Source organism: Hymenobacter cellulosivorans (assembly GCF_022919135.1).
Classification (GTDB): domain Bacteria; phylum Bacteroidota; class Bacteroidia; order Cytophagales; family Hymenobacteraceae; genus Hymenobacter; species Hymenobacter cellulosivorans.
This window is the reverse complement of sequence record NZ_CP095049.1, coordinates 1731997-1758340: the sequence shown is the minus strand read 5'-3', so window position 1 is coordinate 1758340 and position 26344 is coordinate 1731997. Positions and strand designations below refer to the sequence as shown.

Annotated in this window: 20 protein-coding genes; 6 read left to right on the top strand and 14 right to left on the bottom strand. The window is 59.2% G+C overall.

The features are described 5' to 3' along the window. Positions 1-98: 98 nt before the first annotated feature. The 4 genes from MUN80_RS07560 to prmA all read right to left on the bottom strand — a co-directional run bounded on the left by MUN80_RS07560 (position 99) and on the right by prmA (position 7550). Complete coding sequence (locus tag MUN80_RS07560) at positions 99-329, bottom strand: HTH-like domain-containing protein (RefSeq protein WP_244721814.1); 231 nt, start codon at positions 327-329, stop codon at positions 99-101. A gap of 47 nt (positions 330-376) precedes the next feature. After that, on the bottom strand, positions 377-1015 hold the full coding sequence (gene plsY, locus MUN80_RS07555; protein WP_244721812.1) for a glycerol-3-phosphate 1-O-acyltransferase PlsY: 639 nt from the start codon (positions 1013-1015) through the stop codon (positions 377-379). A 323-nt stretch (positions 1016-1338) separates the two neighbouring features. Continuing rightward, positions 1339-6690 carry a hypothetical protein gene (locus MUN80_RS07550; RefSeq protein ID WP_244721801.1) on the bottom strand — a complete coding sequence of 1784 codons (5352 nt, stop codon included), beginning with the start codon at positions 6688-6690 and terminating at the stop codon, positions 1339-1341. 29 nt (positions 6691-6719) lie between these two features. Beyond that, positions 6720-7550: a 50S ribosomal protein L11 methyltransferase gene (gene prmA, locus MUN80_RS07545; RefSeq protein WP_244721799.1), complete on the bottom strand. Its 831-nt coding sequence runs from the start codon at positions 7548-7550 to the stop codon at positions 6720-6722. A gap of 256 nt (positions 7551-7806) precedes the next feature. Here prmA and MUN80_RS07540 point away from each other — a divergent pair, with 256 nt between their 5' ends. Continuing rightward, the gene (locus tag MUN80_RS07540) at positions 7807-8511 is read left to right on the top strand and encodes a hypothetical protein (RefSeq protein ID WP_244721797.1); all 705 of its coding nucleotides are present in this window, start codon (positions 7807-7809) and stop codon (positions 8509-8511) included. After that, entirely contained in the window at positions 8397-8852 is a 456-nt protein-coding gene (locus MUN80_RS25960; RefSeq protein ID WP_262922050.1) for an OmpA family protein, read from the top strand. The genes MUN80_RS07540 and MUN80_RS25960 overlap by 115 nt, the downstream gene beginning before the upstream one ends. A gap of 70 nt (positions 8853-8922) precedes the next feature. Here the strand turns inward: MUN80_RS25960 and MUN80_RS07530 are convergent, their stop codons facing one another. From MUN80_RS07530 to MUN80_RS07520, 3 genes are all read right to left on the bottom strand, one after another. Beyond that, positions 8923-9309 (bottom strand): 7(1) septoil knot domain-containing protein, encoded by a 387-nt coding sequence (locus MUN80_RS07530; RefSeq protein ID WP_244721793.1) that lies wholly within the window; start codon positions 9307-9309, stop codon positions 8923-8925. Between the two features lie 121 nt (positions 9310-9430). Continuing rightward, complete coding sequence (tpiA, locus tag MUN80_RS07525; protein ID WP_244721791.1) at positions 9431-10195, bottom strand: triose-phosphate isomerase; 765 nt, start codon at positions 10193-10195, stop codon at positions 9431-9433. Positions 10196-10314: 119 nt separating this feature from the next. Further along, positions 10315-11136, bottom strand: coding sequence for a TspO-related membrane protein (locus MUN80_RS07520; RefSeq protein WP_244721789.1), 822 nt, complete (start codon positions 11134-11136; stop codon positions 10315-10317). Positions 11137-11383: 247 nt separating this feature from the next. Here MUN80_RS07520 and MUN80_RS07515 point away from each other — a divergent pair, with 247 nt between their 5' ends. Together MUN80_RS07515 and MUN80_RS07510 are read left to right on the top strand one after the other, a co-directional pair. After that, on the top strand, positions 11384-13783 hold the full coding sequence (locus MUN80_RS07515; RefSeq protein WP_244721787.1) for a TonB-dependent receptor: 2400 nt from the start codon (positions 11384-11386) through the stop codon (positions 13781-13783). Positions 13784-13939: 156 nt separating this feature from the next. Continuing rightward, positions 13940-15094: a PepSY-associated TM helix domain-containing protein gene (locus tag MUN80_RS07510; RefSeq protein WP_244721785.1), complete on the top strand. Its 1155-nt coding sequence runs from the start codon at positions 13940-13942 to the stop codon at positions 15092-15094. A 168-nt stretch (positions 15095-15262) separates the two neighbouring features. On the opposite strand, the gene MUN80_RS07505 is transcribed toward MUN80_RS07510, so the two are convergent. From MUN80_RS07505 to MUN80_RS07495, 3 genes are all read right to left on the bottom strand, one after another. Beyond that, positions 15263-15676: a DUF2251 domain-containing protein gene (locus tag MUN80_RS07505; protein ID WP_244721782.1), complete on the bottom strand. Its 414-nt coding sequence runs from the start codon at positions 15674-15676 to the stop codon at positions 15263-15265. Positions 15677-15752: 76 nt separating this feature from the next. Next, positions 15753-18590, bottom strand: coding sequence for an excinuclease ABC subunit UvrA (gene uvrA / locus MUN80_RS07500; protein WP_244721779.1), 2838 nt, complete (start codon positions 18588-18590; stop codon positions 15753-15755). A 150-nt stretch (positions 18591-18740) separates the two neighbouring features. Beyond that, positions 18741-19529: a hypothetical protein gene (locus tag MUN80_RS07495; RefSeq protein WP_244721776.1), complete on the bottom strand. Its 789-nt coding sequence runs from the start codon at positions 19527-19529 to the stop codon at positions 18741-18743. A 256-nt stretch (positions 19530-19785) separates the two neighbouring features. Here MUN80_RS07495 and MUN80_RS07490 point away from each other — a divergent pair, with 256 nt between their 5' ends. Together MUN80_RS07490 and MUN80_RS07485 are read left to right on the top strand one after the other, a co-directional pair. Next, positions 19786-21213, top strand: a complete 1428-nt coding sequence (locus tag MUN80_RS07490) for an alpha/beta hydrolase family protein (protein ID WP_244721775.1) — start codon at positions 19786-19788, stop codon at positions 21211-21213. 88 nt (positions 21214-21301) lie between these two features. Continuing rightward, positions 21302-21853, top strand: a complete 552-nt coding sequence (locus MUN80_RS07485) for a hypothetical protein (RefSeq protein ID WP_244721773.1) — start codon at positions 21302-21304, stop codon at positions 21851-21853. Here the strand turns inward: MUN80_RS07485 and MUN80_RS25955 are convergent. The 4 genes from MUN80_RS25955 to MUN80_RS07470 form a co-directional block, all read right to left on the bottom strand. Further along, a complete protein-coding gene (locus MUN80_RS25955; RefSeq protein ID WP_262922049.1) occupies positions 21850-21978 on the bottom strand; it encodes a hypothetical protein in 129 nt (42 codons plus the stop codon). The genes MUN80_RS07485 and MUN80_RS25955 overlap by 4 nt on opposite strands. Before the next feature lie 52 nt (positions 21979-22030). Continuing rightward, entirely contained in the window at positions 22031-24139 is a 2109-nt protein-coding gene (locus MUN80_RS07480) for an STN domain-containing protein (RefSeq protein WP_244721772.1), read from the bottom strand. A 65-nt stretch (positions 24140-24204) separates the two neighbouring features. Further along, complete coding sequence (locus MUN80_RS07475; RefSeq protein WP_244721771.1) at positions 24205-25329, bottom strand: FecR family protein; 1125 nt, start codon at positions 25327-25329, stop codon at positions 24205-24207. Positions 25330-25493: 164 nt separating this feature from the next. Continuing rightward, positions 25494-26336, bottom strand: a complete 843-nt coding sequence (locus tag MUN80_RS07470) for a DUF4249 domain-containing protein (protein ID WP_244721770.1) — start codon at positions 26334-26336, stop codon at positions 25494-25496. Positions 26337-26344: the final 8 nt, after the last annotated feature.

Genomic DNA, 26344 nt, shown 5'->3' with positions numbered 1-26344 from the left:
CTCTCGGACCGCAGGGCCGCGGCCAGCATCTGGCCGCGGCTATAGCAACACTAGCACCAGCGTCGTCCGAATAACAATCAAACGAAGGCGCGGCATTCTTAGGCCAGTTTCAGATTCTCCTGCTTCATAACAGAAGCCAATTTGAGCATCTTACTATACTCTGCCTTGTAAGAATCCTGTAGGCCCACGGCTTCACAAAAGTCTTTTGGAGACACTGCGGCTAATTCGTCAGCGTGCTTCAAAACCTGTAAATGCAGCATGGCAACTTTTTGATTTGCCAGTGCCGCCTGTTCAATGGCAAGTGAAATTTGAGTAAATAAATGCTTCATGGATTCAAGGTTAGTGGATTTGTGAGTTGTATAGAATTCAACTATTCCTACTTCCGCCCGAACAGGGGCACGCGGCTCTCGGTGCCGGCCCGCAGGCGGCCAATGTTGGCACGGTGGGTATAAATCAGCAGCACGGCCAGCACGAAGCCGAAGCCTAGCAGTAGGTTGTTATCGGGGCGGAACGGGGGCAGCAACTGCAAAAAGGCAAAAGCCACCCCGGCCGACATGGAAGCCAACGACACGTAGCGGAACAAGAACAACATCGCCAGGAACACCAGGATGCAGACGCCCACCGTGGCCGGGGCAATGGCCAGCATCATACCCAGCACCGTAGCTACGCCCTTGCCCCCTCTGAACTGGGCAAATACCGGGTAAATGTGCCCAATAACGGCCAGAGCCCCACAGGCCAGCTGGAAGTAGAGCAGCTGATCGGGGCGGATGGCGCCCTGGTTGAGCATCACCGTCGCCATCATGGTAGCAGCCCAGCCCTTGAACACATCAATGGCCATGACGATGGAGCCCGGCTTTTTGCCCAGCACCCGGAAGGTGTTGGTGGCGCCGGCGTTGCCGGAGCCATGCTCCCGGATATCGAGGCCGAAGAAGCGGCGGCCGACCCAAAGGGCCGTCGGGATGGAGCCGAGCAGGTAGGCGGCCACGAGCAGGGCCAGGACGAGGGGTAGGTTCATAAAAGGCTTAAACGGGGCGGTGGCGGTCAAAGATAACAAAGCCCTCTTACGAGAAACCCACCCCAACCCTTCCCCACTGCGAGAGAGATTTATTTTACGGTCGCCGTAAGACTTGAGCTGTTTCCCGCCCTGTCAAGCAAAGCGAAACGTTTCGCGTGTTGACGGCTAACGAGTACTTCAACGACGCCCCGCAAGGTGTCTGCTCTCCACTTGATGCGCAGAGAATGGCCGACAGGACGGGCTGGAACCTTTATACCAAAAAAACAGCCCCGCGCCGGAAACCGGGGCGGGGCTGTGAGTAGGTGGTGAAGAGCAGGAGAAGCTTAGGAGTCGCCGAAGGGGTCTTCTTCGCCTTTTTTCTTCTTTTTCTCGGCCTCTTTGGCCTTTTTCTCTTCTTCCTTCTTGAGCTTTTCGGCCTCTTTGGCCTTAGCAGCTTCCTCCTTTTTCATCTGGGCGGCCGTCTTGCCTTCGTCCACGGGAGCATCGGTGGGCGGGGTAGCAGCGGTATCATCCTTTTTCTTCTTTTTGCCGGTATCCTCGGTGGGCTCGGCGGCTGGGTCGGTGCCGGTATCAGCAGTGGCGTCTTTGTTCTTTTTCTTCTTTTTGCCGGCGTCTTCTACCGGGGCATCAGCAGCGGGCTGGCTACCGTCGTCGAAGGCGGCATCCTTGTCCTTCTTTTTCTTCTTCTTCTCTTCCATGAAGTCGAAGCTGCCTTCGCTTACCGGCCGGGCGGGAGCGGCTTTGGGCTTGCTGTTGTCGCCGAGGTAGTCCTTGCGGAAATGGCGGGTAAAGAGGTCCTTTTCCTGCTCGTCGCCGAGGTAGAAGCCGTACTCGGTGGCGGTGTTGTAGTCACCCTTGGCCTTGAAGCCGATGATTTCGTCGTAGGAGCCGTGCTGGGCCTTGGTCAGCAGCACGTTATTGGAGTAGCGGATGTGGTACCAGGTCTGAGGCTCGGCTTCCAGGTACATTTCCACGGCGTCGCCGGTAGCTTCCTTCTTGATTTCGATGTAGCCGTCAATCTGGGCGTTAATGTCCTTTTTGCCGACGCTTACCAGGCCAATTTTGCCTACCGAGTACCAGGCCTTGAACTTATCTGACCAGCGCAAGTCCACCTTGCTCAGCACCAGCGTGTGCAGGAATTTCGGCGACACTTTCTGCAGTGGGGTGTAGCCCCCCTTGCGGTCCATGTAGCTCTGCACGCCCTTGCTGCCGATGAATTCGCCCATTTTGTACAGCAGGGCCGGGGAGCCGTCCAGAGCTTCGGGGAGGCCCTTGGTGTTGGTGGCCATATCGGTGCCCATGGCTTCCACCGCCTTTTCGGGCATGTTGATGTCGAAGGTCATGAACGTATCGAGGTGGTAGATGCTGCTGTCGGGTTTGGCATAGCCCACCGCCGCCGACTGCACGTTATAATCCTTGTTGGAATTGAGGAGCAGCACCTTGCCGCGGAAGTCGAGGGCGCCGGTAGAGTCGTGCAGGGTCATGACGCTGCCTTCGTACACGTTGGGGTCGGCCAGGTCGTTGCGGGTGATGGTGTAGTTGCCCTTCTTAGCGTCGAAGCTCAGGATACCATCTACCTGGAAGATGTTCATGTCGGTGATGCCCGGCTTGGCGGCTACGAACAGCGGGTACACCTTGGCCGTAGCGTCGGACAGGAACAGGCCGGTGAGCATGGGCGTGCCGTCGTCGGTTTTTGGTCCGTTCAGCTTGATGCGGATGCCTTTGGGGTCGATACTATCCTGCACGGCAAACCACTCGGCTGAGGCGGCGTTTTTGCTGAACTCCAGGCGGCTTTGCCCGTCGAAGGTGAAACCCCGCTTCTGGGAGTTCAGGTTTACGGCCCCGCGGTAGGCAATGCGGGGCGCGAGGTGGAACTTGTCGGTGGCCTGAATGGTGGCTACGGCCGTGGTGGGCGGCGCAAACGGCGTGTTGCCATCGGTATCCTTTTTCTTGAGCACACCCTTCACGCCTTTCCCGGCCAGCGCCTTGCCCTTGCCGCCCAGCACCGCCGCCGAGTCGACGGCGAAGTTGGTAAACTTGATGGCGAAGGAGTCGGCTGAGGCGTTTTTGTAGCTGTACAGGGCGTTACCCACAAAGGACGTGCGCGACTGAATCTTGATTTCGCCCTTGTAGAGGTTGTGGTACTTGGCCAGGGTATCCATCGTGATGCGCGCGTTCTGGAAGGCCCGCATCTGGGCACCAGCCATTACGTAGACCTTGTTGCTGTCGGGCTCAACCCAGGCATCGGCGGCGGCAATGTAAGGCACCCCGCCGGCAATGAGGCGGTAGCGGTTCAGGTCATACTGCCCGGTGCTGGCCCGGAACTTGAGGCCTTTCTGCTCGGGCTTGGTGGAGTAGAAATAGGAGCGCGACGAGTCGGCGCCCGCCGCCACGCGCATCTGCACCACTTTCTTTTTGAAATCCCACTTACCACCGCTCAGCGTAGTGCGGTAATCCGAATACGGTAAGTCGATGCTGGCCTTGCTGCCTTCCTCGCGCGCGAAGTCGGCGTAGCCCTGCTTGATGTTGTATTGGAAGGACACCTCGTTGGCGGTCAGGGCGGGCTTGTTGGCCTCGGCCGACTTAATACTCAGCGTCGACTTCTTACCCGAGTAGCTCGTAGGTTTGAACACGAACTGACGGGAGCGGATAAACGACTGGGGGCCATCCATGCGGCCGTCGCCAAACAGGCCGGTCGGCGTCAGGATGGCGGTACCTTTGTAGTTGTAGTCGCCGGCGTAGAACTTCATAGCCTGGCCGTCGCGCTGGGTGCTCAGGTACATGGAGTCAGCTTTCACCACCCACTTCATCTGGTAGCCCGGCAGCAGCGAGACTTTGGCATATTCTACCCCGTTGAGCGGCCCTTGAGCAATGGTAGCGGTTTTACCCACCGTCACGACCGAGTCTTTGTAGAAGATAAACTGGTCGCTGAACAGGTCACCGGTCAAATACTTCATTTCGCCTACGCCCTGGATACCACGGTTGCTCATCGTGACTTTGTTGAACAGCCGGGCCTTGCCGCCATATAGCGGGAAGCCGTCCTTGGGCACGTCGTACACAAAACCAAGGGAGCCATCGTCCTGCAGGGTAAGCTTGGTCTTGAACTCGGGCATAATATTGCCCGATACGAACGTTCCCTTGAAGCCCACGGCCGAGCGGTTCTTGTTGTTGAGCGAGTCAATCTTGAACGGGGGAATGTCAAAGTAAATCGTCGTGTCGTAGGCCCCACCCAGTACCTCGGGCTTGTTGAAGAACACATAGGCCCCGGTCGAAGCATCGAACGAGGGGAAGGCGCCTAGCTTCTTGCGGCCCGACTTGTTGTTGGGCGCGTTGATGTAGAGGCGGCCGGCCGAAGTTTTCTTTTTGTTGGTCAGGGTGAAATCGGTTTCCTTGCGGGCCTTCATCACCGAGCCTTTCGTGCCTTTGCCCTTCACAATGATGGAGTCAATCTTGACCAGGTCCACGTAGAAACCGTCGTAGTCGAACTTGAACTCCTTGCCCTTGAAAATAAAGGCCGAGGCCACCACAGTACCATTGAAGAGTACGCCGCGGTTTTTCTGGATCTTGATAACGCTGCTGTCGGGCTTGACGAATACCGTCACGGAGTCGTCGGAGAAGTTGAAACGGTCCACGCCGCGCACAATCAGGTCGTTGGTGGCCAGGTTGAGCGTGGCGTTCTTGCCCGAGGGCGACAACGAGCGAATGGCAATGTGGTCGTAGTCCTTCTTACCGCGCGACGAGTTTACGTAGTGCATGGCCTTGGGCAGGAGCACAATCTGCTCGGTCTGGGGGTTCCACTGCACGTAGCCGTCCTTGGCCAGGCCTGCCACGGCCGAACGGACGTTGGGCTCTTTCACCTGCATGGTCTTGGCCACATCCTGCACCGTAAAGGCTTTGGCGTTGCCGTTCTGCAGGCTGTAGCCCACTACCATCTGCAGCGGGTGCAGCTTATTGATGCCCTTGATCTGCTGGTAACGAGTGTTGGTGTAGAATTCGCGAGACTCGAAGTTGGCCGTCACCTGGTTTTTAGCGGTCAGGATGGCCAGGTTGATGTAGGGCGTCTTGAGCGGCCAGGTCAGCAGCTCCGTCGCAATTTCCATCTGGTGGTAGGAGTCCGTGTAGGGTGTGGTTTTGTAGAGGCCATCCTCGCGGGCCAGCTGCAGCACCTGCCGGGTCTTGGAGTAGCGCAGCTTCACGCCGGGGTGAGTCAGCGAGTCGCTCTTGTCCTGGAAAATGGTCACGGCGGCGCGGTCGGCCGAAATCAGTGTATCGCCCAGCAAATATGCCCGCGACGAGGCCCGGAACTTCGTTTTGCCATCCACGTCCACGATGATGCGCGAAAGACTGCCGTCGAGCGAGGCCGAGAGTGTCCGGCTGCCAGCCAGCGAAAAGCCCCCGAAGTAGCGGATGTTTTCACCGATGTTCTTTACGCGGGCATCGTTGGTAAGAGAAATAAAGCGCGGGTAGCCAGTATCGGCGGCCCCGGTCTTTTTCTTGATGCTCTTGTAGGCAAAAGCTCCCTGAATGGGCGCCTCTAGCACGGCCGGATACGTCAGCGTCACAGGCTCGGCCGTGAATTCGGCCTTGCTCATGTCGAAGTCGTAGTTCACGAAGTCGGCCGTCACCAAGTTCTGCTTGATAGACCACGCGTACTGCCCACCCCGCCCGATGAAGCGGTTGGTGCCGGGCACTACCACCCCGTTGGTCTTGCGGATGAAGATGGAGTCGCCGGCAGTGGCCATAAACAGGTCGGCATCCTTAAGCAGCATTACCGGACCGCGGGTGGCGGGCGCCACGTAGCTGTCGTAGTAAACTGCGGCAGGCTCAGGCGTGGGTTCGGGCTCGGGGGCGGCGGCCGGAGCCGTGCCTTTAGCCGCAGGAGCCTTGGCTACCGGCTTTTTCTTGGGCGTTCCCCAGCCGTCGTCGCTGCCGGTATCCCACACGTCAGCCGTATCCCAGCCGTCGCTGCTTTTCTTTTTGGGCGCGGGTTTGGCGGCCGGCTTCGCAGCGGGCGTGGTCGTGTTCAGGGCCGGGCCCGTCACGACGGCGGCTGGCGCAGCAGGAGCGCCCAGCCGGGGCGCGGGCGCGGGCTGGGGCATGTCGGTTTCGTTGTAGGCGAAGCTGAACGTGCCCCCCACAGCGCGCAGGGTGCTATAGCGGGATTTGTAGAGGGTCTTGGTATCCAGAAACTGGCCGGCGCTGACCAAGAATTTCTCGGCGTTGCCGAGCTGCTCCCGGTTCACGGTTTTGACCACCACTTCCAGAAACTCGTCCATCTGCTTGTCGGAGAAGCTCTGGACGGTAGCGCCGCCCACGACGCCCTGAAAGAAGCCGCTGATAGCCGGCCAGGGCTTGTATTTGCGCAGCAGCATCTGCTGGGAAATTTCCACGATGCGCCCTTGCTGGGTAGCCGTGAGCTTGTTGCTGGCCCAGAGCTGCTGTAGTTTGGCACCCACGGCCTTAGCCTGGGCATTGTTGGCCGCCACCATCATCGACTGCACATCGATGATAAACTGCGCGGGCTCCTTGGACAGCTTCCCCGTGAATTTGGGCAATACCGGCGCGGCCGGCGCGGTGGCCGGCTGCTTGGAGGGAGTTTTTGGTTGTTGGGCCCAGGCGGGGGTGCTTAGTCCCAACACCACCGCGCATAGCCACCCAAAAGCAAGTTGCTTCATACTTTTTCCGTCAAGACCTGATACGACGGCTACAATTTCGTGAAAATCGCCGAAACCCAGTTATTCTTGGTTCGGTGTGACTGATAGACCAATGCGTGTTTCGTCGCCTCGGCTTCAATCTTAGATAAATCCTCTTGGTAAAAGCCGCTGAATAAAATAGGACGTCCCTGCGGCAGCAAGGCTGCATAGGCGTGCATATCCTCCAGCAGCACGTTGCGGTTGATGTTGGCCAGGATGATATCAAAAGGCTTTTCCCCCTCCAGCACTTCCACCCCGCCGAGGCGGCACTCAATATTCGTGCAGTTATTTTCAGCGGCGTTGTCGGCGGCGTTTTCCACGGTCCAGGGCTCCACATCTACGGCCAGCACTTCGGCGGCGCCCAAATGCACAGCCATGATGGCCAGGATGCCGGTGCCGCAGCCCATGTCTAGTACCCGCTTACCATTATGGTCGATGTCGAGCTGGTTTTCAATCATCAGGGCGGTGGTTTCGTGGTGCCCGGTGCCAAAAGACATGCGCGGCATAATCACGATTTCGTACTCCAGGCCCTCGGGCTTTTCGTGGAAAGGGGCCCGCACCGATACTCGGTCGGCAATGATGAGCGGCTGGAAGTTCTTTTCCCACTCGGCATTCCAATTCTGGCGGGTGATGACGCGGTGCTCATAGCCCAGCTCGCCCAGGCCCTCGTAGCGGGACATTACCTCGGCTACGGCGTCGGCGTTGAAGTCGCCTTCGCCGATGTAGGCGCAGAAGCCCTCGTCGTTGTCCTCGAAGGTATCATAGCCCACTTCCGCTAGCTCAGCTACCAGAATATCAGCAAGTTCACGGGGGGCTTGTACGCGTACTTCTACAAAATCCATCTTATTGAGTTGTTGAGGCGGGAAAAGCCCAAAAGGCTTTGGTAATTAAGATGGCAAGTTCGCACGAAAAAACGGGTGCGTCGCAACCAAGCCCCACATTGCCAGTCCGCCGCAACAGTCAGCAGGAGCCTTCGGGTTCCGTCTGGCAGAGCCATCTAGGCCACTAAAATCCAGGCGCAACCATTTAGTAATATAAATACTCGTTTATTTACCACCCGTTTCTTTCGTGTTCCTTTTCTATCCACTTTCCTATTTCATGAAACGAACTCTCCTTTCCGTTGCCTGCCTTACCGTTGCGGGCAGCATTGCCCTGGTAGGCTGCAAAGCCAAGACTGCCGAAGCTTCCGAAACTACTGCCACCACTGAGACGCCGGCGGCCCCTGCCTCTACGGGAACCCCGGAAGCAGCCCCAGCTCCTGAAACGACCACCGAAGCCACGGCGACGTTCGACCTCAACAGCGTCCCGGTTTCGAGTGCCAACTTGGGCGCTTGGCCCTACCTGAGCCGCCTGAAGGGCTACGAAACTCGCTACGACAGCGACAGTTCCGGCTTCGACTTCGACCGGACCTACGTCTTCGACGGCAAGAATATCATTCCCATCGAAGGTAAAATTGTGCGCCGCAGCTACCGGCCTATCGACTCTGAGAAGCCGGCTTCCGAGTTGATGATTCAGCGCAACTACGAGAACCTGGTAAAAGAGCTGGGGGGCGTGAAGGTGTCCTCGGCAAAGATTCCGGATGAGACCCTGAAGAAAATGGGCGAATCGGAGTACGAGAAGCACAGCGGGGGCATGCACAACTACCAGCCGGTGGATACCTACGTGATTCGCCAGAAAGACAAAGAAGTGTGGGTACAAGTGCAGACCTCTGGCGACCACCAGTACAAGCTCAACGTTACGGAAAGAGCCGCTATGCCCCAGCAGGCCGGCGTGGTGGGCGCCGTCGAGCTAAAAAAAAACTAGATACCGAGGGTAAAGCCACCATCTACATCAACTTCGACACCGATCAGGCCAGTATCAAGCCGGAGTCGGAGGCCACGGTAGCGGAGGTGGTGAAGCTGCTCCGGCAAAACCCCTCGCTGCGGCTCTCAGTGGAAGGCCACACCGACAATACCGGCGCGGCGGCCCACAACCGGCAGCTCTCCGAAGCCCGGGCCCAAGCTGTGGTAGCCGACCTGACCAGCCAGCAGATAGCTGCCAGCCGTTTGCGCGCCGCTGGCTTCGGGCCCGACAAGCCCATTGCCGATAACAGCACGGAAGCCGGCAAGGCCCAGAACCGGCGGGTGGAACTAGTGAAACTATAGGCCTGCACCCCAACGAAAAAGCCCGTTCCAACTACTTGGAACGGGCTTTTTCTGTGTAGAACAACTTCCGTTACTCCTTGCGGCAGCCAGCAAACGAGCGGGACTTAGTGTAGTGAATGTAGAAGTCGGCCAGGGCGCGCTTATCGGTGACGAACAGCACGTAGTCGGCGAAGTCGCGGGTGGGCGTCTGGTACCAGAAGCCGGCTTTATCGGCAAATAGCTTGTTGTCTTCCTGGTACACCAGTAAATCGGCAAAGGCTTCCTCAGGCTCCAGATACACCGTAGCAAAGCAGTAGCTGCGGCGGTAGGGGTCGGTTTCAAGGTAGATCGAGCCGTAAATCCGGCAGGGGTCGATGGAGCCGACCGGCACAGCAGCCGCAGCCACGAAAGGCACGGGTGGCGCTGGTCGAAACGGATTCAGGGCCAGCCAGCCGGAAAACAGTAGGGAAGCAAGCATGAGGTGAGAGCTGAGAAGACAGAGCTTGGAACAAAGAAGCAGACGTAAGCCAGAAGCGTGCCGCTACAACCACCTGAAGGGCAGCCTAAGTTCGAAGCGCTGACTTCCCAGCTCTAAAACCTTAGAACGACTTGATAATCTCGGTGAAGTCGCGCGACTTGAGCGAGGCGCCGCCGATGAGGCCGCCGTCCACGTCGGGCTGGCTGAACAGCTCCCGGGCGTTCTGAGCATTAGCCGAGCCGCCGTACAGGATGGTCGTGTTCAGAGCCGCTTCGGCGTCGTAGGCGCCGGCAATCTGTTCCCGGATGAAGGCGTGCACTTCCTGGGCCTGCTGGCTGGTGGCGGTTTTGCCGGTGCCAATGGCCCAAATAGGCTCATAGGCAATAACGACCTGGGCGAATTCCTCGTTGCTGAGGTGAAACAGACCGTTTTTGAGCTGAGTGGTCAGAAAGGCAAAGGTCTCGTCGGCCTCGCGGGTTTCCAGCGACTCACCGATGCAGAAGATAGGCTTCAGTCCGGCGGCCAATACGGCTTTGAGCTTTTGGCTGAGCAGCTCGTCATCTTCGCCAAAGTACTGGCGCCGCTCAGAGTGGCCCAGAATAACGTACTCCACTCCTACCGACTGCAGCTGCTTGGCCGAAATCTCGCCGGTATAGGCGCCGCTTTCCTTCTGGTGGCAGTTCTGGGCTCCCAGGTGAATCTTGCCGCCTTCGGCCAGCAGCTTACCAACGGAATGCAGAAACGGCGCGGGCGGCGCAATGACCACTTCCACGTTGGCACCCAGCGTTTCGTCGGCTACCATGTTGGTGATTTCCGAAACCAGGGCAAGGCCGTCCTGGTAAGTCATGTTCATTTTCCAGTTACCGGCGACGATATTCTTGCGCATAAATCAGAGTTGGGAGAGGAATGAATCGTTTGCCTGCAAAGAAACGATAATTCGCCTGAGCACCGAATGGGGAGCCGCAGGAGCGCAGCTTGAATGCCCATGTTGCTCCTGGCTGCAACCTAGTAGTTGTCCGCTTCGCGCGCTTTCCGCTCCCGGCGGCTCTCTTTGCGCAAGCTCAGTGCTCCCCCCGCTACCGCCGCAATACCGGCGCCGCCCAGGGCAGCCCAGCGCAGCTCCGGATACTGGCCCTGCCGGGCCACCCAGATTCCAACCAGCGCCCAGGCTACTACCAACGGGAAAACCATATCCCGGGCCGCGCTGCTGATAGCCAGGGCCAGCCCCACAACAGCCGCCAGCAGCAGCAGCGTGAGCATCACGGATATGCCGGTTTCGGCGCGCCACAAATGCTGTTGCAGCCCGATGGTGACGTTGATAACCGTGGCCACCGATATCCAGCCCAGATACAGGGAGAAGGGAATACTGGACCAGCGCGGAGCTTTCCGCTCCAGCACCAGGCGCCGGGCCCGGCTATAGACCGTTATCAAACTACCAAGGATGACCAGCATCACCAGGGTGCTGATTTCGATGAGCTCATAAGCAAAAAGCACTACCCAGGCGGCCGTGGCCACGTTGGCTACGGCAAGCGGCCGGGCAATGTGACCAGCTACGTACATGTTGCGCTGGGCGGGCAGCAGCTGCCAGACTCCGTAACCGGCCAGCGCCAGAAAAATCAGGCCCCAGATACTGAACGCATAGCCGGCCGGCGTGAGCAAGGTGGGATACTGCGCCGACACAGCTCCCATCGTCTGCCCATTAAACGGGTGGGTATTGGCCCAGTAATTCAGAGCAATGTTGCCAACAATGCTCAACGCCGCCAACCAGCGCCAGGGTGAAACAGACGACCGGGAGCGGGAGCGTACGACTGAACCAGTTATTTCCATGGAATACTAAGGCAACTTGCCCCGCAGAAGTTAAATAGAACGAAACCTACGGAATATTAATCAACTCAGATTTAGAACTATCTGGACGCATTCTAATTATTATTTATAATTAATCTAAATAAACTTGGATTACCCGAGTTCCGTGCAGAATTTTGCAGCGTTCTACTCAACTATTACCTGCATGCAACCACGACTTGTGCCGCCAACTCACCAGTTGGCTCTGACTTTAGTTACTCTTATACTTTCCTTGCTTGCTCTCACGGCCCAGGGTCAGAATTCTATTATTCAGGGCCGCGTAACCACGGCCGCCGGGCAGCCAGTAGTGGGGGCCGGCGTGGGCATCAAAGGCACCGCGCTGGGCGCCAACACGGATGCGGAAGGCAATTTTCAGCTTTCTAATCTGGCGGCGGGCGCCTATTCGCTGCACGTTCGGTTGGTGGGCTTCGGTCCCCAGGAGCGGCGGGTGAAAGTAGCCGCGGGTGAAACTAGCACCCAGAATTTCGTGCTGACCGAAAGCACCGAGCAGCTCAGCGAAGTGGTGGTAGAAGGCAATAAAACCAACAAGTTTGCTCGCAAAGAATCGGAGTACGTGAGCAAAATGCCGCTCAGCAACCTGGAAGACCCGCAGGTGTACGCCACCGTGGGCAAGGAGCTGCTGACTGAGCAGCTGGTATTTACGGTAGACGACGCCGTGCGCAACGCCCCGGGCCTGCAGCGGATGTGGGATGCCACGGGCCGGGCCGGCGACGGAGGCGGGTTCTACGGCAGCCGCGGCTTTATTCTGCAGAGCCGCCTGCGCAACGGCATCGTGGGCGGCGTGAGCAGCGACATTGACGCGGTGAACCTGGAGAAGCTGGAAGTTATCAAAGGCCCGTCGGCCACGCTGTTTGGCAGCTCACTTACTTCCTATGGCGGCCTGATTAACCGAGTTACGAAGAAGGCCTACGACAAATTCGGGGGCGAAGTAAACGTGGCAGCCGGCAGCTACGGCTTCCACCGCATCAGCGCCGACGTGAACCTGGTGGACCCCAACACGCCAGCCGACCAGCCCAAAACCCTGGCTTTCCGTTTGAACACGGCCTACCAGTACGAAGACAGCTTCCAGGACCGGGGCTTCAACCGCAGCGTAGCCGTAGCACCCAGCCTGACCTACCGCCCCACCGACCGGCTGACCATTAACCTGGACGCCGAGCTTATGCAGGGCCAGAACGTAGGCCGGCAGATGTTTTTCTTTTACTCGCCGGTGAAGGAGCTGGGCGTGTCGCGGGCCGAGGACCTGCCCCTGGACTACCGCAAATACTACGGCGGCAACGGCCTAACGCAATCCTCGCGCAGCGCCAACGTATTCGGCCAGGTTAACTACCGGATTTCATCCAGCTTCACCTCATCGACCAACCTGAGCGCTGGTCAGAGCTTCTCCGACGGTTTCGGCCCCTATTTCTACCTGATTTCGGATGCGGCCGTAGCGGGTAACCCGGCAATAGCTCCGGGCATGCACTCCCTGATTCGGGCCGACCAGTCGACGCGCAACAGCACGCTGAACACGTACGAGGTGCAGCAACTGTTCAATGGCGACTTTAAGCTGGGCAACCTGCGCAACCGCGTGGTAGTAGGCTTGGACTTCCTGCGGCTCGACAACAACATCAAATTCTTCGGCGGCACCATCGATACGGTCCCGCTCAACCAGCCCAACTACGACTACTCGACCTTTAACGGCCCCAACGTAGACGCCTTTTATGCGGGTAAAGCCCCTGCCTCGTATATCAACAACACCAAGTCGAACACCTACAGCGCCTTCCTGTCGGATGTGCTGAGCCTGACCGAGCGCCTCAGCGTGCTGGCCGCCCTGCGCATCGACCACTACGACTACAAGGGCGGCATTCTCTACGGCCCCGTAGACCCGTACACCCAAACCAACCTGTCGCCCAAGTTTGGGGTGGTATTTCAGCCCGTGCTGAACCGGGTGTCGCTGTTTGCCAACTACCAGAACAGCTTCAACAACCAGAACGGCGCCTACATCGACGTCAACAACCAGCAGCAGCGGGCTAAGCCGGAGCGGGCCAACCAGGTAGAGGGTGGCGTGAAGCTGGACGCCGCCGACGGCCGGATCAGCGCGACGGTTAGCTACTACAACATTCAGGTGAAAGACCTGCTCCGCCCCACGCCTACCGTGGACCTGCCCGGCGCCCAAACTCAGGACGGTAACCAGGTCAGCAACGGCGTGGAAGTAAATCTGATTGCCAACCCCTTTGCGGGCTTCAACGCAGTGGCCGGCTTTAGCTACAACGACTCGGAGCTACAGAAGGCCGCCGAAAACGTGAATGGCCTGCGTCCGAACACGGCTTCGTCGCCGTACGGGGCCAACCTGTGGCTGAGCTACCGGTTGCCCGAGGGCCTGCTGCAAGGGCTAGGCTTTGGCTTCGGCGGCAACTACGCCAGCGAAAACAAGGTTCAGAACACGGCGGCCGGCACTTTCACCCTGCCCTCCTACACGGTGCTGAACGCCTCGGCTTTCTACGACCAGCCCCGCTTCCGGCTGTCGGCCAAAGTGGACAACCTCACCGACAAGAAATACTGGGTGGGCTACACTACCGTGAACCCGCAGAAGCTGCGCAGCATTGTAGGTAGCGTGGCCTACAAGTTCTAAGCTAAGAGCTCCCGTCATGCTAAGCTAGTCGAAGCAGCTCACCCGGAAAAGTAAAATCATTTACTCCGGCGGTAGAGTTGATTCGACTAGCTCAGCATGACGTTCTTTATTAACTGAGCCTCCCGTCCTTTTCTCCGCTTCACTACCAGTTCCGTTATGACCACCTTCAAAAAAGTCGTCGGCGTACTGCACCTCTGGCTCGGGCTTTCCACCGGGCTTGTGGTGTTTATTGTGAGTTTGACCGGGGCCATTTTCACGTTTCAGGACGAAATCCGGGATGCTACTCAGGCCTCGTGGCGCAAGGTGGAGGTGCCGGCCCAGCCGACTGAATTTCTGCTACCCTCGCGTTTGCAGGCCATAGTTAAGAAAAGCCATCCGGAGCTAAAGCCGGCTTTCTTCATGTACATGGGTCCGGAACGGTCGACGGTGCTCTACAGCACCGACAAGCAGGGCGAGTATTTTGCCACCGCGCTGAATCCTTATACCGGACGGGAATTAGGTCACCTCGACCTGCACCGCGACTTCTTCAGCATCATCCAGGACCTGCACATGTATTTGCTGCTGCCCGTCGAAATCGGCCATTGGGTGGTGGGCATATCGGTACTGGTATTCGTGGTAATGCTCGTTACGGGCATTATTCTGTGGTGGCCCAAGCGCAAAACCGACCGGAAACGCAGCTTTACCATCAAGTGGGGCGCCCGGTGGCGGCGGGTGAATTACGATTTGCACAACGTACTGGGCTTTTACGCCGCCAGCATTGCCCTAATTCTGGCTTTGACCGGGCTGATGATGAGCTTTGAGTGGGTAATGAAGTCAGTATATTTCGTAAGCAACGCCGGCCAGGATTACCCCACGGAGAAAACCCCACCGACCGTAGATACCCTGCAAGTCGCTATGGCCACTACCCAGCCCGTGGCCGACGTCTACTACCAGCAGATTCGCCGCAGCTCCCCCACGGCGAAAATGATTTTCCTGGGTTTGCCCGCTTCGCCCAAGCAGCCAGTGTACAGCATTGCCTACGAGCGGGCCTTGTACTACTACCACCGCGACGAATACTACTTCCACCCGGTGTCGGGGCAGCTGCTCAAAAGCATTCCGCACGCAAGCAAGAGCAACGGGCAGAAGGTGGCCGACGTGAACTACGACCTACACACGGGCCAGGTGCTGGGCCTGGGCGGCAAAACCCTAGCTTTCCTGGGCAGCCTGATTTCGGCCAGCCTGCCCGTGACGGGCTTTATGGTGTGGTGGGGCCGGCGCAAGAAACCCAAGAAGCAGCGCGGCCGGGAAATGGCCGTGGCCCAACCAGCCTAACCGGCCCGTCAGAGCAGCCAGCCTTTGAAAGACGAGAGGGTCTACCTGCTATACTTTTCTACGGTTTGTAAGAAAAGTATAGCAGGTAGACCCTCTCGCTTTAGCTTTTTGAACATTCCCAAAATCGTAAAGCAAACGGCTGCCGCCGTACAAACTAAAACGGCGCTGCTAGGCAGCGAAGTACTTTTCGACCAGCTCATCGGTCAGCTCCCGGGAGCCGGGCTGGCCGTTTTTAGCGGGCGGGAAGGCGTTGCGGCAAAAGCCCATCCGGCGCTCAAAGTCGTAGAGAGCGTGGCAGTAGCCGGCAATAATGAGGGCCGCGGTGGTTTGGGGTACGTCCCAGAAAACCTGGACGGTCACGGGCGTTTCACGGTCCTGCACGTCATCTACATTATAGATATGCAGCGCGTCGAGGATTTCCAGTTCGTCGCCGTTACGCAGGGCGTAGAGGTAGCCGGTTTCGCCGTCGTCCTCGAACATGACCTCGAACTCGTGGCCGGCGGCCGTGCTGCTGATGAGCTGGTTTTCCTGGCCGGGCTCGGGCTGGCCTACCTTAATTTGTTCTTCGGCACCTAATATCATAGTAGTTTTTATGTAAAAAGGAGCCGCCCGTCGCTGGGCGGCTCCTTTTGTGTACGACTAATTTGGCTTGAAAGCTTTACAGCTTTTCGGCCAGGAAGCGGGCCGTGTGGTTGGTTTCCTTGTGAGCCAGCATGTCTTCGGGTGTGCCTTCGAACAGCAGGTGGCCGCCGTTGGTACCGCCCTCGGGGCCGAGGTCAATAATCCAGTCGGCGCACTTGATGATGTCCATGTTGTGCTCGATGATGAGGACCGAGTTGCCTTGCTCAATCAGGGCGTTGAGGGCCTTGAGCAGCTTGGCAATGTCGTGGAAGTGCAGGCCGGTGCTGGGCTCGTCGAAGATGAACAGAATCTTGTCCTGCTGCAGCGTGGCGCCCTTGGTCAGGAAGGAAGCCAGCTTCACGCGCTGGGCCTCCCCGCCCGACAGCGTGTTGGCCGACTGCCCCAGGCGGATGTAGCCCAGGCCCACGTCGTCCAGCGGCTTGAGGCGCTCGGCTACTTTGGGCTGGCCCTTGAAGAATTCCACGGCGTCGGCCACGGTCATTTCCAGCACGTCGTCGATGCCCTTGTCCTGGAATTTCACGTCCAGGATATCCTGCTTGAACTTGCGGCCGCCGCAGCTTTCACAGGTCAGGTAGATATCAGCCATGAACTGCATTTCAATCTTGACCTGGCCTTCGCCCTGGCACACTTCGCAGCGGCCACCTTCGATGTTGAAGCTGAAGTGGGAAGGTTTCAGGCCCCGGGCCTTGGCTAGGGGCTGGTCCGAAAACAGGGTCCGGATGGCGTCGTAGGCCTTGACATAGGTTACGGGGTTGGAGCGGCTGCTCTTGCCAATGGGGTTCTGGTCAACAAACTCGACGTGGGACACCTGGCCCTGCACACCCATCAGCCGGTCGAACTTGCCAGTGGCCTCGCCCGCTCCGCCACCGAGCTGCTTGGCTACGGCCGGGGCCAGAATGCGCTTCACCAAAGTAGACTTGCCCGAGCCCGACACACCGGTTACCACGGTCATGACGCCCAGCGGGAACTTGGCCGATACGTTCTTGAGGTTGTTTTCCCGGGCCCCGGTTACTTCCAGCGCGTTGCGCCAGGGCCGCCGGATCTGGGGCACCTTCACCTCCATCTTACCGCTCAGGTACTGGCCAGTGTAGGTAGTCGTGTTCTTGAGAATCTCGGGGTAAGTGCCCTGGAACATCAGGTTGCCGCCGCCGCTGCCGGCTTCGGGCCCGATGTCGATAATCTGGTCGGCTTCCTCCATCATTTTCTCCTCGTGCTCCACCACAATAACGGTGTTGCCCAGCTTTTGCAAGGAGCGCAGCACGCCGATGAGCTGCTCGGCATCCTTGGGGTGCAAACCAATGCTGGGCTCGTCGAGAATGTACATGGAACCCACCAGAGCCGAACCGAGCGAAGTTGCCAACGAAATGCGCTGACTCTCGCCGCCGGAAAGCGTGCTGCTCAGGCGGTTCAGGGTCAGGTAGCCCAGGCCCACGCGGTTGAGGTAGCCGAGGCGGTTGGTGATTTCCGTGCTCAGGCGCTCGGCCACTTTCATTTCGTGCTCGGTCAGCGTCAGGTTCTCGAAGAAATCAAGCGCCTTGCTGATGGGCAACAGCACGATGTCGGTGATGCTCTGGTCCTGAATCTTAACATACTGGGCATCTTTGCGCAGGCGGGTACCGCGGCAGTCGGGGCAGGTGGTGCGGCCCCGGTAGCGGCTTTGCAGCACGCGGTACTGGATTTTGTGGGTTTGAGTAGCCACCCACTTGAAGTACTGGTCGAGGCCCTCGAAGTACTTGTTGCCCTTCCAGAGTAGGGTCCGCTCGGCTTCGCTCAGCTCATTATAGGGCCGGTGAATGGGGAAGTCGAAGCGGATGCCATTTTTGAGCAAGGGCTTGAGCCATTCGCTCTGCTTGTCGGTGCGCCAAGGGGCAATGGCACCCTCGTACACCGTCAGGCTCTTGTCCGGGATAACCAGGTCTTCGTCAATGCCCAGCACCGAGCCGAACCCTTCGCAGGTCTGGCAGGCGCCGTAGGGGTTGTTGAAGGAGAAGAAGTTGACGTTGGGCTCCTCGAACACCATACCGTCGAGCTCAAACCGGTCGGAGAAAGTGCGGGTTTCGTTATCCAGGCGGATCAGGCAGGTACCGTGGCCCTCAAAAAACGCGGTTTGCACCGAGTCGGAAAGGCGGAACTGCAGGTCTTCGTCGCCGGGGCGAATCACGGCCCGGTCAATCATGATGTAGACCTCGCCCTTTACTTCGGGCTTGCCTTCACCAATCAGGTCTTCGATAAAGGCGGTTTCGTCGCCGTTGACGACCACCCGGCTGTAGCCCTTTTGCAACAGCAAATCCAACTCCTTGCTCATCGGCCGGCCTTCCTCGGAGGGCAATAGCGGGGCCAGAATGGTGGCGCGGGCCCCATCTTCCAGCTTAAACAGGTAGTCGACTACGTCGGCCACGGTGTCTTTGCGCACCTGCTCGCCGCTGACGGGCGAAAACGTGCGGCCCACGCGGGCAAAGAGCAGCTTAAGGTAGTCGTAGATTTCGGTGCTGGTCCCGACGGTGGAGCGGTTGTTCTTGATGCTGACCTTCTGCTCAATGGCAATAGCCGGCGAAATACCGCGGATATAGTCCACGTCGGGCTTGTCCATGCGGCCCAGAAACTGGCGGGCGTAGGAGCTCAAACTCTCCACGTACATGCGCTGCCCCTCGGCGTAGAGCGTATCGAACGCCAGGCTCGACTTGCCCGAGCCCGACAAGCCCGTGACGACGATAAACTTGTTGCGCGGCAAGGCCACGCTGAGGTTTTTGAGGTTGTGCACCCGGGCATTCTTGATCAGAATGAACTCGCGCGGGTCGAGCTGGTCAATCGGGTCGGCCGCGGGGGCGGCTACTTGTAAAGAATCTTGGGCCATAGAAACGGGAAACAGCCAAGGCGGCCCGTAAGGTTTCCGCCCCGGCAATTAGACCTACGAAGGTACGGCGACGCAGGGCAGGTTTGTTGCCTCCGGTGGAAGTTAGTTGCGCGCCGGGGCGCAGTTGATGTCGGGGAATCGACCTCTAGCTCAGTTGGCTCGGTTCACCAGGGTGTCTAGCACGGCTGGCCAAGCGCCATAATACAAGGCTGAAACGGCGAGGTTATTCTTTTTCAGAAGGCGCCGCTCCTGCTGAGTGGCAAGAAACTGGGTTTCGCTTATCCAACCCTCATACGCCACGGAGGTATATTGGCTGTTGCCATTCCGAAGACGCACCCGCAGCATGGTCTTAAAGCAGCCTTGGTATTTATCGAACAGTAACACCGCCATTTGCCGAGGTCTTATCTTCATTATCCACGCACCGTTTCCACAGGGTTCAGGGCCTCGGCTTTCTATGGGCCGCCATTCGCCGGTACGGTCTTTAGCTTCCTGAATGGCATAGACCGAGAAATCCTTGCCACATAAAAGCTTGGTTCGAGGCGTTGAGTTGACGATATAGACGGGATACGCCAGCCGAGTCAGTAATTCGCTGTAGTTCCGATACGCCGTAGTAGATTGGTAATCAGCGATAAGCTCCAAGCCATCCGTGTTCAAGGTGTCAGCTCCATGGAAAGGCTGACCCGAATCTAAATAGTACTTGTCAGCGCCCAAACTATCGGGCTTGTTCAACTCGAGGTGCTTAGCAAATTGAAATCGGCCAACCAGTTGGGGCCACACCCCACGTATGCTATCTACTCGCAGGGCGGCAGGGGTCTTACCACCCAGCAACTCGGGCTGAAGGACAACCGGCATTTCAAACTGCGGCAGTGTATCATTAGCCGTTTGGCAGCCCACGAACAGCAACAACAGCATAGGGAGCAGCCCAGAAATTCTTTTCATAGCCAGCAAGATACTGGGGCGGGCAACTCAGCCCTATACATTATCCGCCAACACTGGCCTATATTCGAATAATATAATTTTCACTATATCTATTTTTGCTGTTCTGCTCCTGAATCTTTCCCCGGCGGAGTCCCGTAAGTTTGGTATTTTCGGGGCTATTTTCTCTCCCCCCTTGCTCAAGGCCCATCCATAATTGGACTTTATGAAGAATTATTTACACGCTGTACTTGTACTTTTGTTGCTTCTTGGAGTTTCCTTGGCCCCGGTTACCAGCGTGGTGGCGGGTGGGGAGCCCACGCCACTTAGTGGGCAGTGGAAAGGGCCGCTGAAGGTTCCGGGCGGGAGCCTAGAGCTTATTCTGACCATCGTACCCCTAACCGGCGGCTCGTATTACGCGGCCTTGGACGTGCCCAAGCAGCGCGTAAGCCGCATGCCGGTAGACATGACGCTGACCAACAGCGACGTGCTCCTCAAGATTGAGCAGGCTGGCAGCCGCTTCACCGGCAAGCTGAGCAAAGACCGGAAGTCGATGACGGGCACCTGGGAGCAGCCGGGCCTGAAGCAGGAAGTGAAGTTTGAGCAGGGTGCGGCAGCCGTTGTCAGTGCCCCTACCTTCAAGCCAGCCCAGCCCTACAAGACCGAACAGGTAATCATTACCAACGACAAGACCGACTTGTGCCTGGGCGCTACCATTACCACGCCCAACGGTAACGGGCCCTTCCCGGCCGTGGTGCTGGTGTCAGACTCGGGCCCGCAGGACCGCGACGCGGCCCAGCAGGAAGATTACCGCATGTTTGCCATTCTGGCCGACTACCTAGCCCGCCACGGCATGGCCGTGCTGCGCTACGACGACCGGGGCGTGGGCAAGTCGGGCGGCCGGTACGCGGCAGCTACTACGGCCGACCTGATGACGGATGCCGAAACGGCCATGAACTACCTCCGCTCCCGCCCCCGGATTGACAAAAGAAATGTGGGCATGATTGGCCACGGTGAAGGCGCCAACATTGCCCTGCTAGCTGCGGCCGAGGCCAAAGGTCCTGATTTCGTAGTGTCTTTGGCCGGTTATGGCATGCCCGGCCGCGAGGTACTGCGCCGGCAGCAGGTTGAAATCATGCGCATGATTGGCGGCAACGCCACCCAGGTCGATGCGGCCCTGAAGCTGCACGACAAGATGATCAGCATTATCCGCCAGACGCCGAACAGCAACCAGGCCCGGGGCAAGCTTGCAGCCATGATTCGGATGAGCAACGTCGATATTGACCCCACCATGGCCCGGGCCCGGGCGGCCCAGCTCACCTCGCCCTGGTACCGCTACTACCTCGACTTCGACCCGAAAGTGAAGCTGCCCGCCGTGAAATGCCCGGTGCTGGCTCTCAACGGTGTAGAAGACCTGCAGGTAGGTGCCACCAAGAACCTAGCCCTGCTAAGCAAAGGCCTAAAGGCCGGCGGCAACCGGCACGTGAAAACGGTGAAAATTGCGGGCGTCAACCACGCCTTCCAGCCCGACGAGTCGCAATGGCCCCTCATAAATGGGGAACAGCAGCCTAACTTCTCGCCCAAGGCCCTGGCCCTGATGCAAACCTGGCTGGAAGAGAATACAAAGCCTGGTCCCATTATCAACACGCCACGCTCGAACCCCAAGTCGGACGTGAAGAAAGTTTCCAAACCCACGGCCCAGAATTAAGCTCTGGCGCCTTGGTCTTACCTGAGCGGCCCCGCCAGCAAGTTCGATTCCGGAACTTGTCGGCGGGGCCGCTGCTTATAGCTGCGCTATGCCCACCTTGTTCACCGACTTAGAGGACTTACTGGCTTTCGGAATGCTCAGCGCCCACACGCTGGATATCCTGCAGCACAAGTATGGGGTGAGCGAAGGGGACCTCTTTTCGGCCGTTACCAAAGTGGTACGCCAGCGCCGGGCCGATGCCGAGCAGCCCGAGATGCTGCGGGAGCTGCAGCAAAAGCGGCAGGCTATGCTCACCGATGCCCGCGTCTGCCGGCACTGCGGCGAGGCCATTGCCGCCCGCGCTGCCATGCGTCACCTTTGGCAGGCCCATGATATTATAGCCCGCACCACGTGGCCGGCCCACTATTCGGCATCTAGCTTTGGGACCCCGGCCGAAGTTGGGTCTGGGACGGAAGCCGCGGTGGCGCCCACCAACGCCCGGCGCTACCTGGTGCGCAGCCGCGGCTACACCATTATGATAGTAAGTGAGCGGGGCCTGAACAACCGCTACCGCACCGCCGACCTTAAGCGTGACAACCAGCGCCAGGGCTTTCGGCAATGTTTGCGCGGCACCTTTATCCTGGTACCAATGCGGGCCTAGCGGCTTTTCTCTTCCTGCTTACCTAACAAAAGTAAAAAGCCCTTGTTGAGGTCTTCCGACGCCAGTTCGGTGGCGGATCGATGGGTACCCAGCACGCGCACGTTGTAGCCCAAGTAGTCGGGCATGTCGAGTCGAGGGTACGGGTGTAGATCGAGTTGTTGGCTGGTAGGCCCTTAATTAAAACCGCAGTCCAATTTGCCCACCTAACCACAGGCGTACGGGCGTAGAGCCTGAATTGGCATCCAGAATTAGCAGCTGGTTTTTGCCAAATTTTGAGTTAGTACCATTACCGTCGTTTTCATACAAGCCCAAATTGAGCGTGGGCGAAACCACCAAACCTAGCCGGCCTTGAGGCTCAATCTGCCAGACGAGCGAAGGCCGCAGCTGGGTGTAGGAAAGCAGCGAGCCTTCCGTACCAGGTTGCTTGAGCAGGTACCAATCGAGCAAATCCAGATTCCAGCTGAAGCGCCCGTGCTGCCGGCTAGCCGTACCAATGCCAAAGCCGGTGGCCCAGTGTACCCGGCTTTCAAAGGGCTGCGCCGCCGCGGACAGAATCGTGTAGTAGCGCCTTACGCCCAGCTTCAGGGCCGCATTCAAGGGCAGGGTTTCACTGGCCCATACCTCCCCGTGCAGGTAGCCGTGCCGCACGATGTTGATGAGCCCCAGCGCCACGCCATCTACCGAGTCGGCCACGTTGATGAGGCCAAGCTGGACGCCTTTGACGTGCTTAGCTACGTTAATCAGCCCCAGCTGCAGGCCCTGAACGCGCCGGGCCGAGTTCAGTATCGGCGCCGTTTGCAGCCCACGAATGTCGGTACCGGTTAGGTTGACGAGGCCGGCCGCCTGCACCAAAGGTCCGGGCAAGGACATGGCGCTGGGTGCTCCCAGGTACTGAGCCGCTGAGTCGGTGGCCAGCAGGCGGGGCAGGCCCAGCAGGCGGCGGGCCCGGGCCGGCCGGCCGTCGTTTTGCCGGGAGCGGGCCGCCCCACCCACGATATTAACCAGGCCTGCCAGCTGTAGGCCCCGGGCATCATCGCGCACCAGGTTTACCAGCCCCGCAGCCTGCGCTCCCCGTACCGAGCCGCCCGTCACGTTGAGCAAGCCCGCGGCCTGAAAGCCCTGCACTTCGGTACCGGTCACGTTGAGCAAACCGGCCGCCTGAAAGCCTTGCACGGTGTCGCGCACCACGTTGGCTAGGCCGCCCAGTTCCACTCCACGCACGCCAGCTGAGTAGCCAGCTAGCGCGTTCAGGGAAAACCGGTTGATACTGCGCCCACTGCGCAGCCAGTTGGAGCTCAGCGGCGTTACGAAGCCTACCTGCCAGTTGTGCCGGTCGTAGGTGTGGCGCGCTACCGTGGGCTTCACGGGCAGCTCGTCCAGCACCGTATCCCGGCCCGGCAGCCCGCTCTGCACCGCTATGGCCCGGCTAGTCAGGGAGTCGCGCCGGGCGGAGGCCGACAACAGGCGGGCCCCTTTGCGGAGCGGCTCCTTCAATTCGGTGGTTGCCACGACCATCGTATCCAGCACTGCCTTGGCGCCGGTGCCCACGGTACGGCCTGTGCGCGCCAGGGCTCCAGTGGCAGCCTGGGCTGCAGCTTTGGCTTTTTGCCGCAGCCGGGCCAGCACAGAGGCCGTTGCGGGAGCAGTCGTATCAGCGGAGCTGGCGGCAGGTGTAAGGGGCGCGGGAGGCGCTACTACCGGCGGGGGCACGGACTTGGCCGGAGCCGTACTCAGCGCCACCGGCTTCGGCCCTGCTACCCGCTGCGTGCTGGCCGTAACGCTGGATGTAGGCCTCACCGCCAGGCTCTTGTAGCTGGCTGGGCCTGGGCGTTTGGCATCCTTTTCTGCTAGGGTGGCCCGGGGGCTGCCCTTACTGCTGGTTCCAGTGCCGGTTTGGCCGGTAGCTGCGGCTTTGGACGGGGTACGCTCCGTTACGGGCCTGCTTGGCTTCGATGCTCCCAGCGGCGGCCGCTCACCCGTGCGCCACAGCACTACCTGGCCGCCGATAACCTGGTAAGAAACGCCTTGCCCCTGGAAAAGCTGCTGGAGCACATGGCTTACCGGCTGGGGGCTGGCCATGTGCAGGGTGACGCGCTTTTGCAGGGGAATAAACGTGCTGCTATAGCTGAACGACACGCCGCTCTGGTGCGCAATATCCCGCAATACCTGCTGCAAAGGCGCATTAGTGGCTTGCACGCTCACCCGTCGGGCCAACAAGGGCGGCTGAGCCCCGGCAGGGCTTCCCAGCAGCCACAGGCCGACCATAAGAGCGAATAAATACCGCATAGCCGCGGAAGTGAAGATTAAAGCAGGAAAGTCGGAAAGCCAGAAGTCAGGCGGCCCGACTCGGGTTACTCGCAGCCTTTGCCGCCGAGGATGTAGCCGTTGAGGGCGTCGCCGGCCAGCGTGGCATTAGTCGCTACGCTTACCACTTGCAGCACCTCCGCCGGGTTGGGCTGGCGGAATGTACCCGTGAAGCGGCATTTGAGCAGGTCTCTGTCAGCCACGGTGATGGTGGTGCCGAAGGTAGTGCGCAGCGTCCGGATGACCTGCGCCAGGGAAGTATTGTCGAACACCAGCTCATCGGTTTGCCAGGCCCGGAAGTTGGCGTCGGCGGTGGCCGTCTGCCGCACCGACACCGGCACGTTGGCCGCCGCCGACGTCAGCAGCACGCCCCGCATACCCGGCGTGAGCAGCACTGAATCCTGGTGGGTGGAACGGCTGGCAAAGGCCACCTTGCCCGTCACCACCGACACTTCCACCGAGTCTTCGGCCGCATAGGCGCGCACGTTGAACGAGGTGCCCAGCACCCGGGTGCGCGACTCCGCGCTGAGTACCGTGAAGGGATTCTCGGGGTCTTTCTGCACCTCGAAGAAGGCTTCGCCGGTGAGTTTTACTTCCCGGCCGCTGCCCCCGCTAAAGTCGGCGGCGTATTCCAGCGTCGAGTGCTTGTTGAGCCAGACTTTGCTGCCGTCAGGCAGGGCTACCAGGCGCTTCTGGGAGCCCGCCGATACGGCCACGGGCGGGGTGGGCAGCAGTTCGCGCCGGTAGTTCTGCATGGCGTACACCACCCCTATTAGCAGCAGAATAGTGGCCGCAATGCGCAACAGGGAAGGTAGCGGATTGGGCCGCAGCGGAATGATTTTGGCTTCCTGCTCGGCCTCGGCGGAGGTGGAAGTGGCCCGCTCTGAGCGCACTACTCGTAGTGGTGGTTGGGTTTCGGCGGCGGGTTTGGCCCCGGTCATTTTCGGCCGGAACCGTTGCCAGGCTGCTTCCACATCCGCGTCGCTAAACAAGTCGGCGACGGTGGCCGCGCCGGTCCGCTCCCAGGCCCGGGTGGCGTCGGTGAGCAGGCCCAGGCGCTTGGGGTCGGCCGAAACCCAGGTGCGCAGCTGCTCCAACTCACCGGGCGTGGCTTCGCCAGCCAAGTGTTTGGCCAGCAAATCCCAGGGCGCCTCAGCTTCGGGGTGGAGCATGCTAGTTGTTCGTTATTAGTTGTCAGTTGTTAGCCGCGTTAGTCCAGGAGCTGAACGGTAAGCGGGAACACAAATATGCCATTGATTCCAGAAGAACTCTACATGATGAAGGCAGTAAGTAACCAAACCGAAGAACTGATAACTAGCAACAAATAACTAGATACCTACTCAATCACCAAGGAATCGGCGCGCAGGGTGTGGCCGGCGAAGTAGCCCACCGCAACTTTCTCGGAGCCGGGCTGCACGTTGCGGACGTTGGTACGCACGTTGGCCGGCGGAGTGGCAAACAAGCCCACGTTGTTGATTTGGGTTTCCATTTCGTTCAGGAAGTAAAAATAGTCGCGCGGAATGGACATGGTTTCGACGCGCACTTTGTCGCCCTTTTTGAACGGAACGCCGCCCGCGCCTTCCTCGTCGGTCAGCTCCACGCCGTTGATGTACTTGCCGTCCACCATTTCGTCGTTGGTCACAATCAGGTCGCCGGGCTGGTTGAGCTGCCGGCCGTTGTGGTACACCGTAAACCGGTAGTAGTCGCCCACGCCGGGCAGTTCCTCGCCGTAGTAGAGGATGTAGTAACCCTCGTCGTCGGTCGGCGACTTGGCCCGGTACTCGGCCCGGATACTGTCGATTTCGGGCGTGCGGCGGATTTCGGTTTCGGCCCGGTATTCCTCCCCTTCGGCCTTAATGGTCAGCACGTACTGGTTGCCGATTTTACCCCGCAGCGTGCTGGTAGCGTAGCGGCCCGGGCTGATTTCCTTCAGCGTTTCGCGGTTGCCCTCACTGTCTTCCAGCGTCAGCACGGCGCCGGTTACGCGGGGTAACTCGGCCTCGTCGAAGTAAGGAGCCGTCTTGGTGAGCGTGACGTAGTATGGGCCGGGCTGGTCGGTGATTTCCCCTTCGACGGCCAGCAGGGGCTTGCCTTCGGGAATTTTTACGTCGACTACATCAACGCAGCTGGAAAGGGAAAGCAGGCCGGCGGCAAACAGAAAAGCAGCTATACGTTTCATAAGCACTG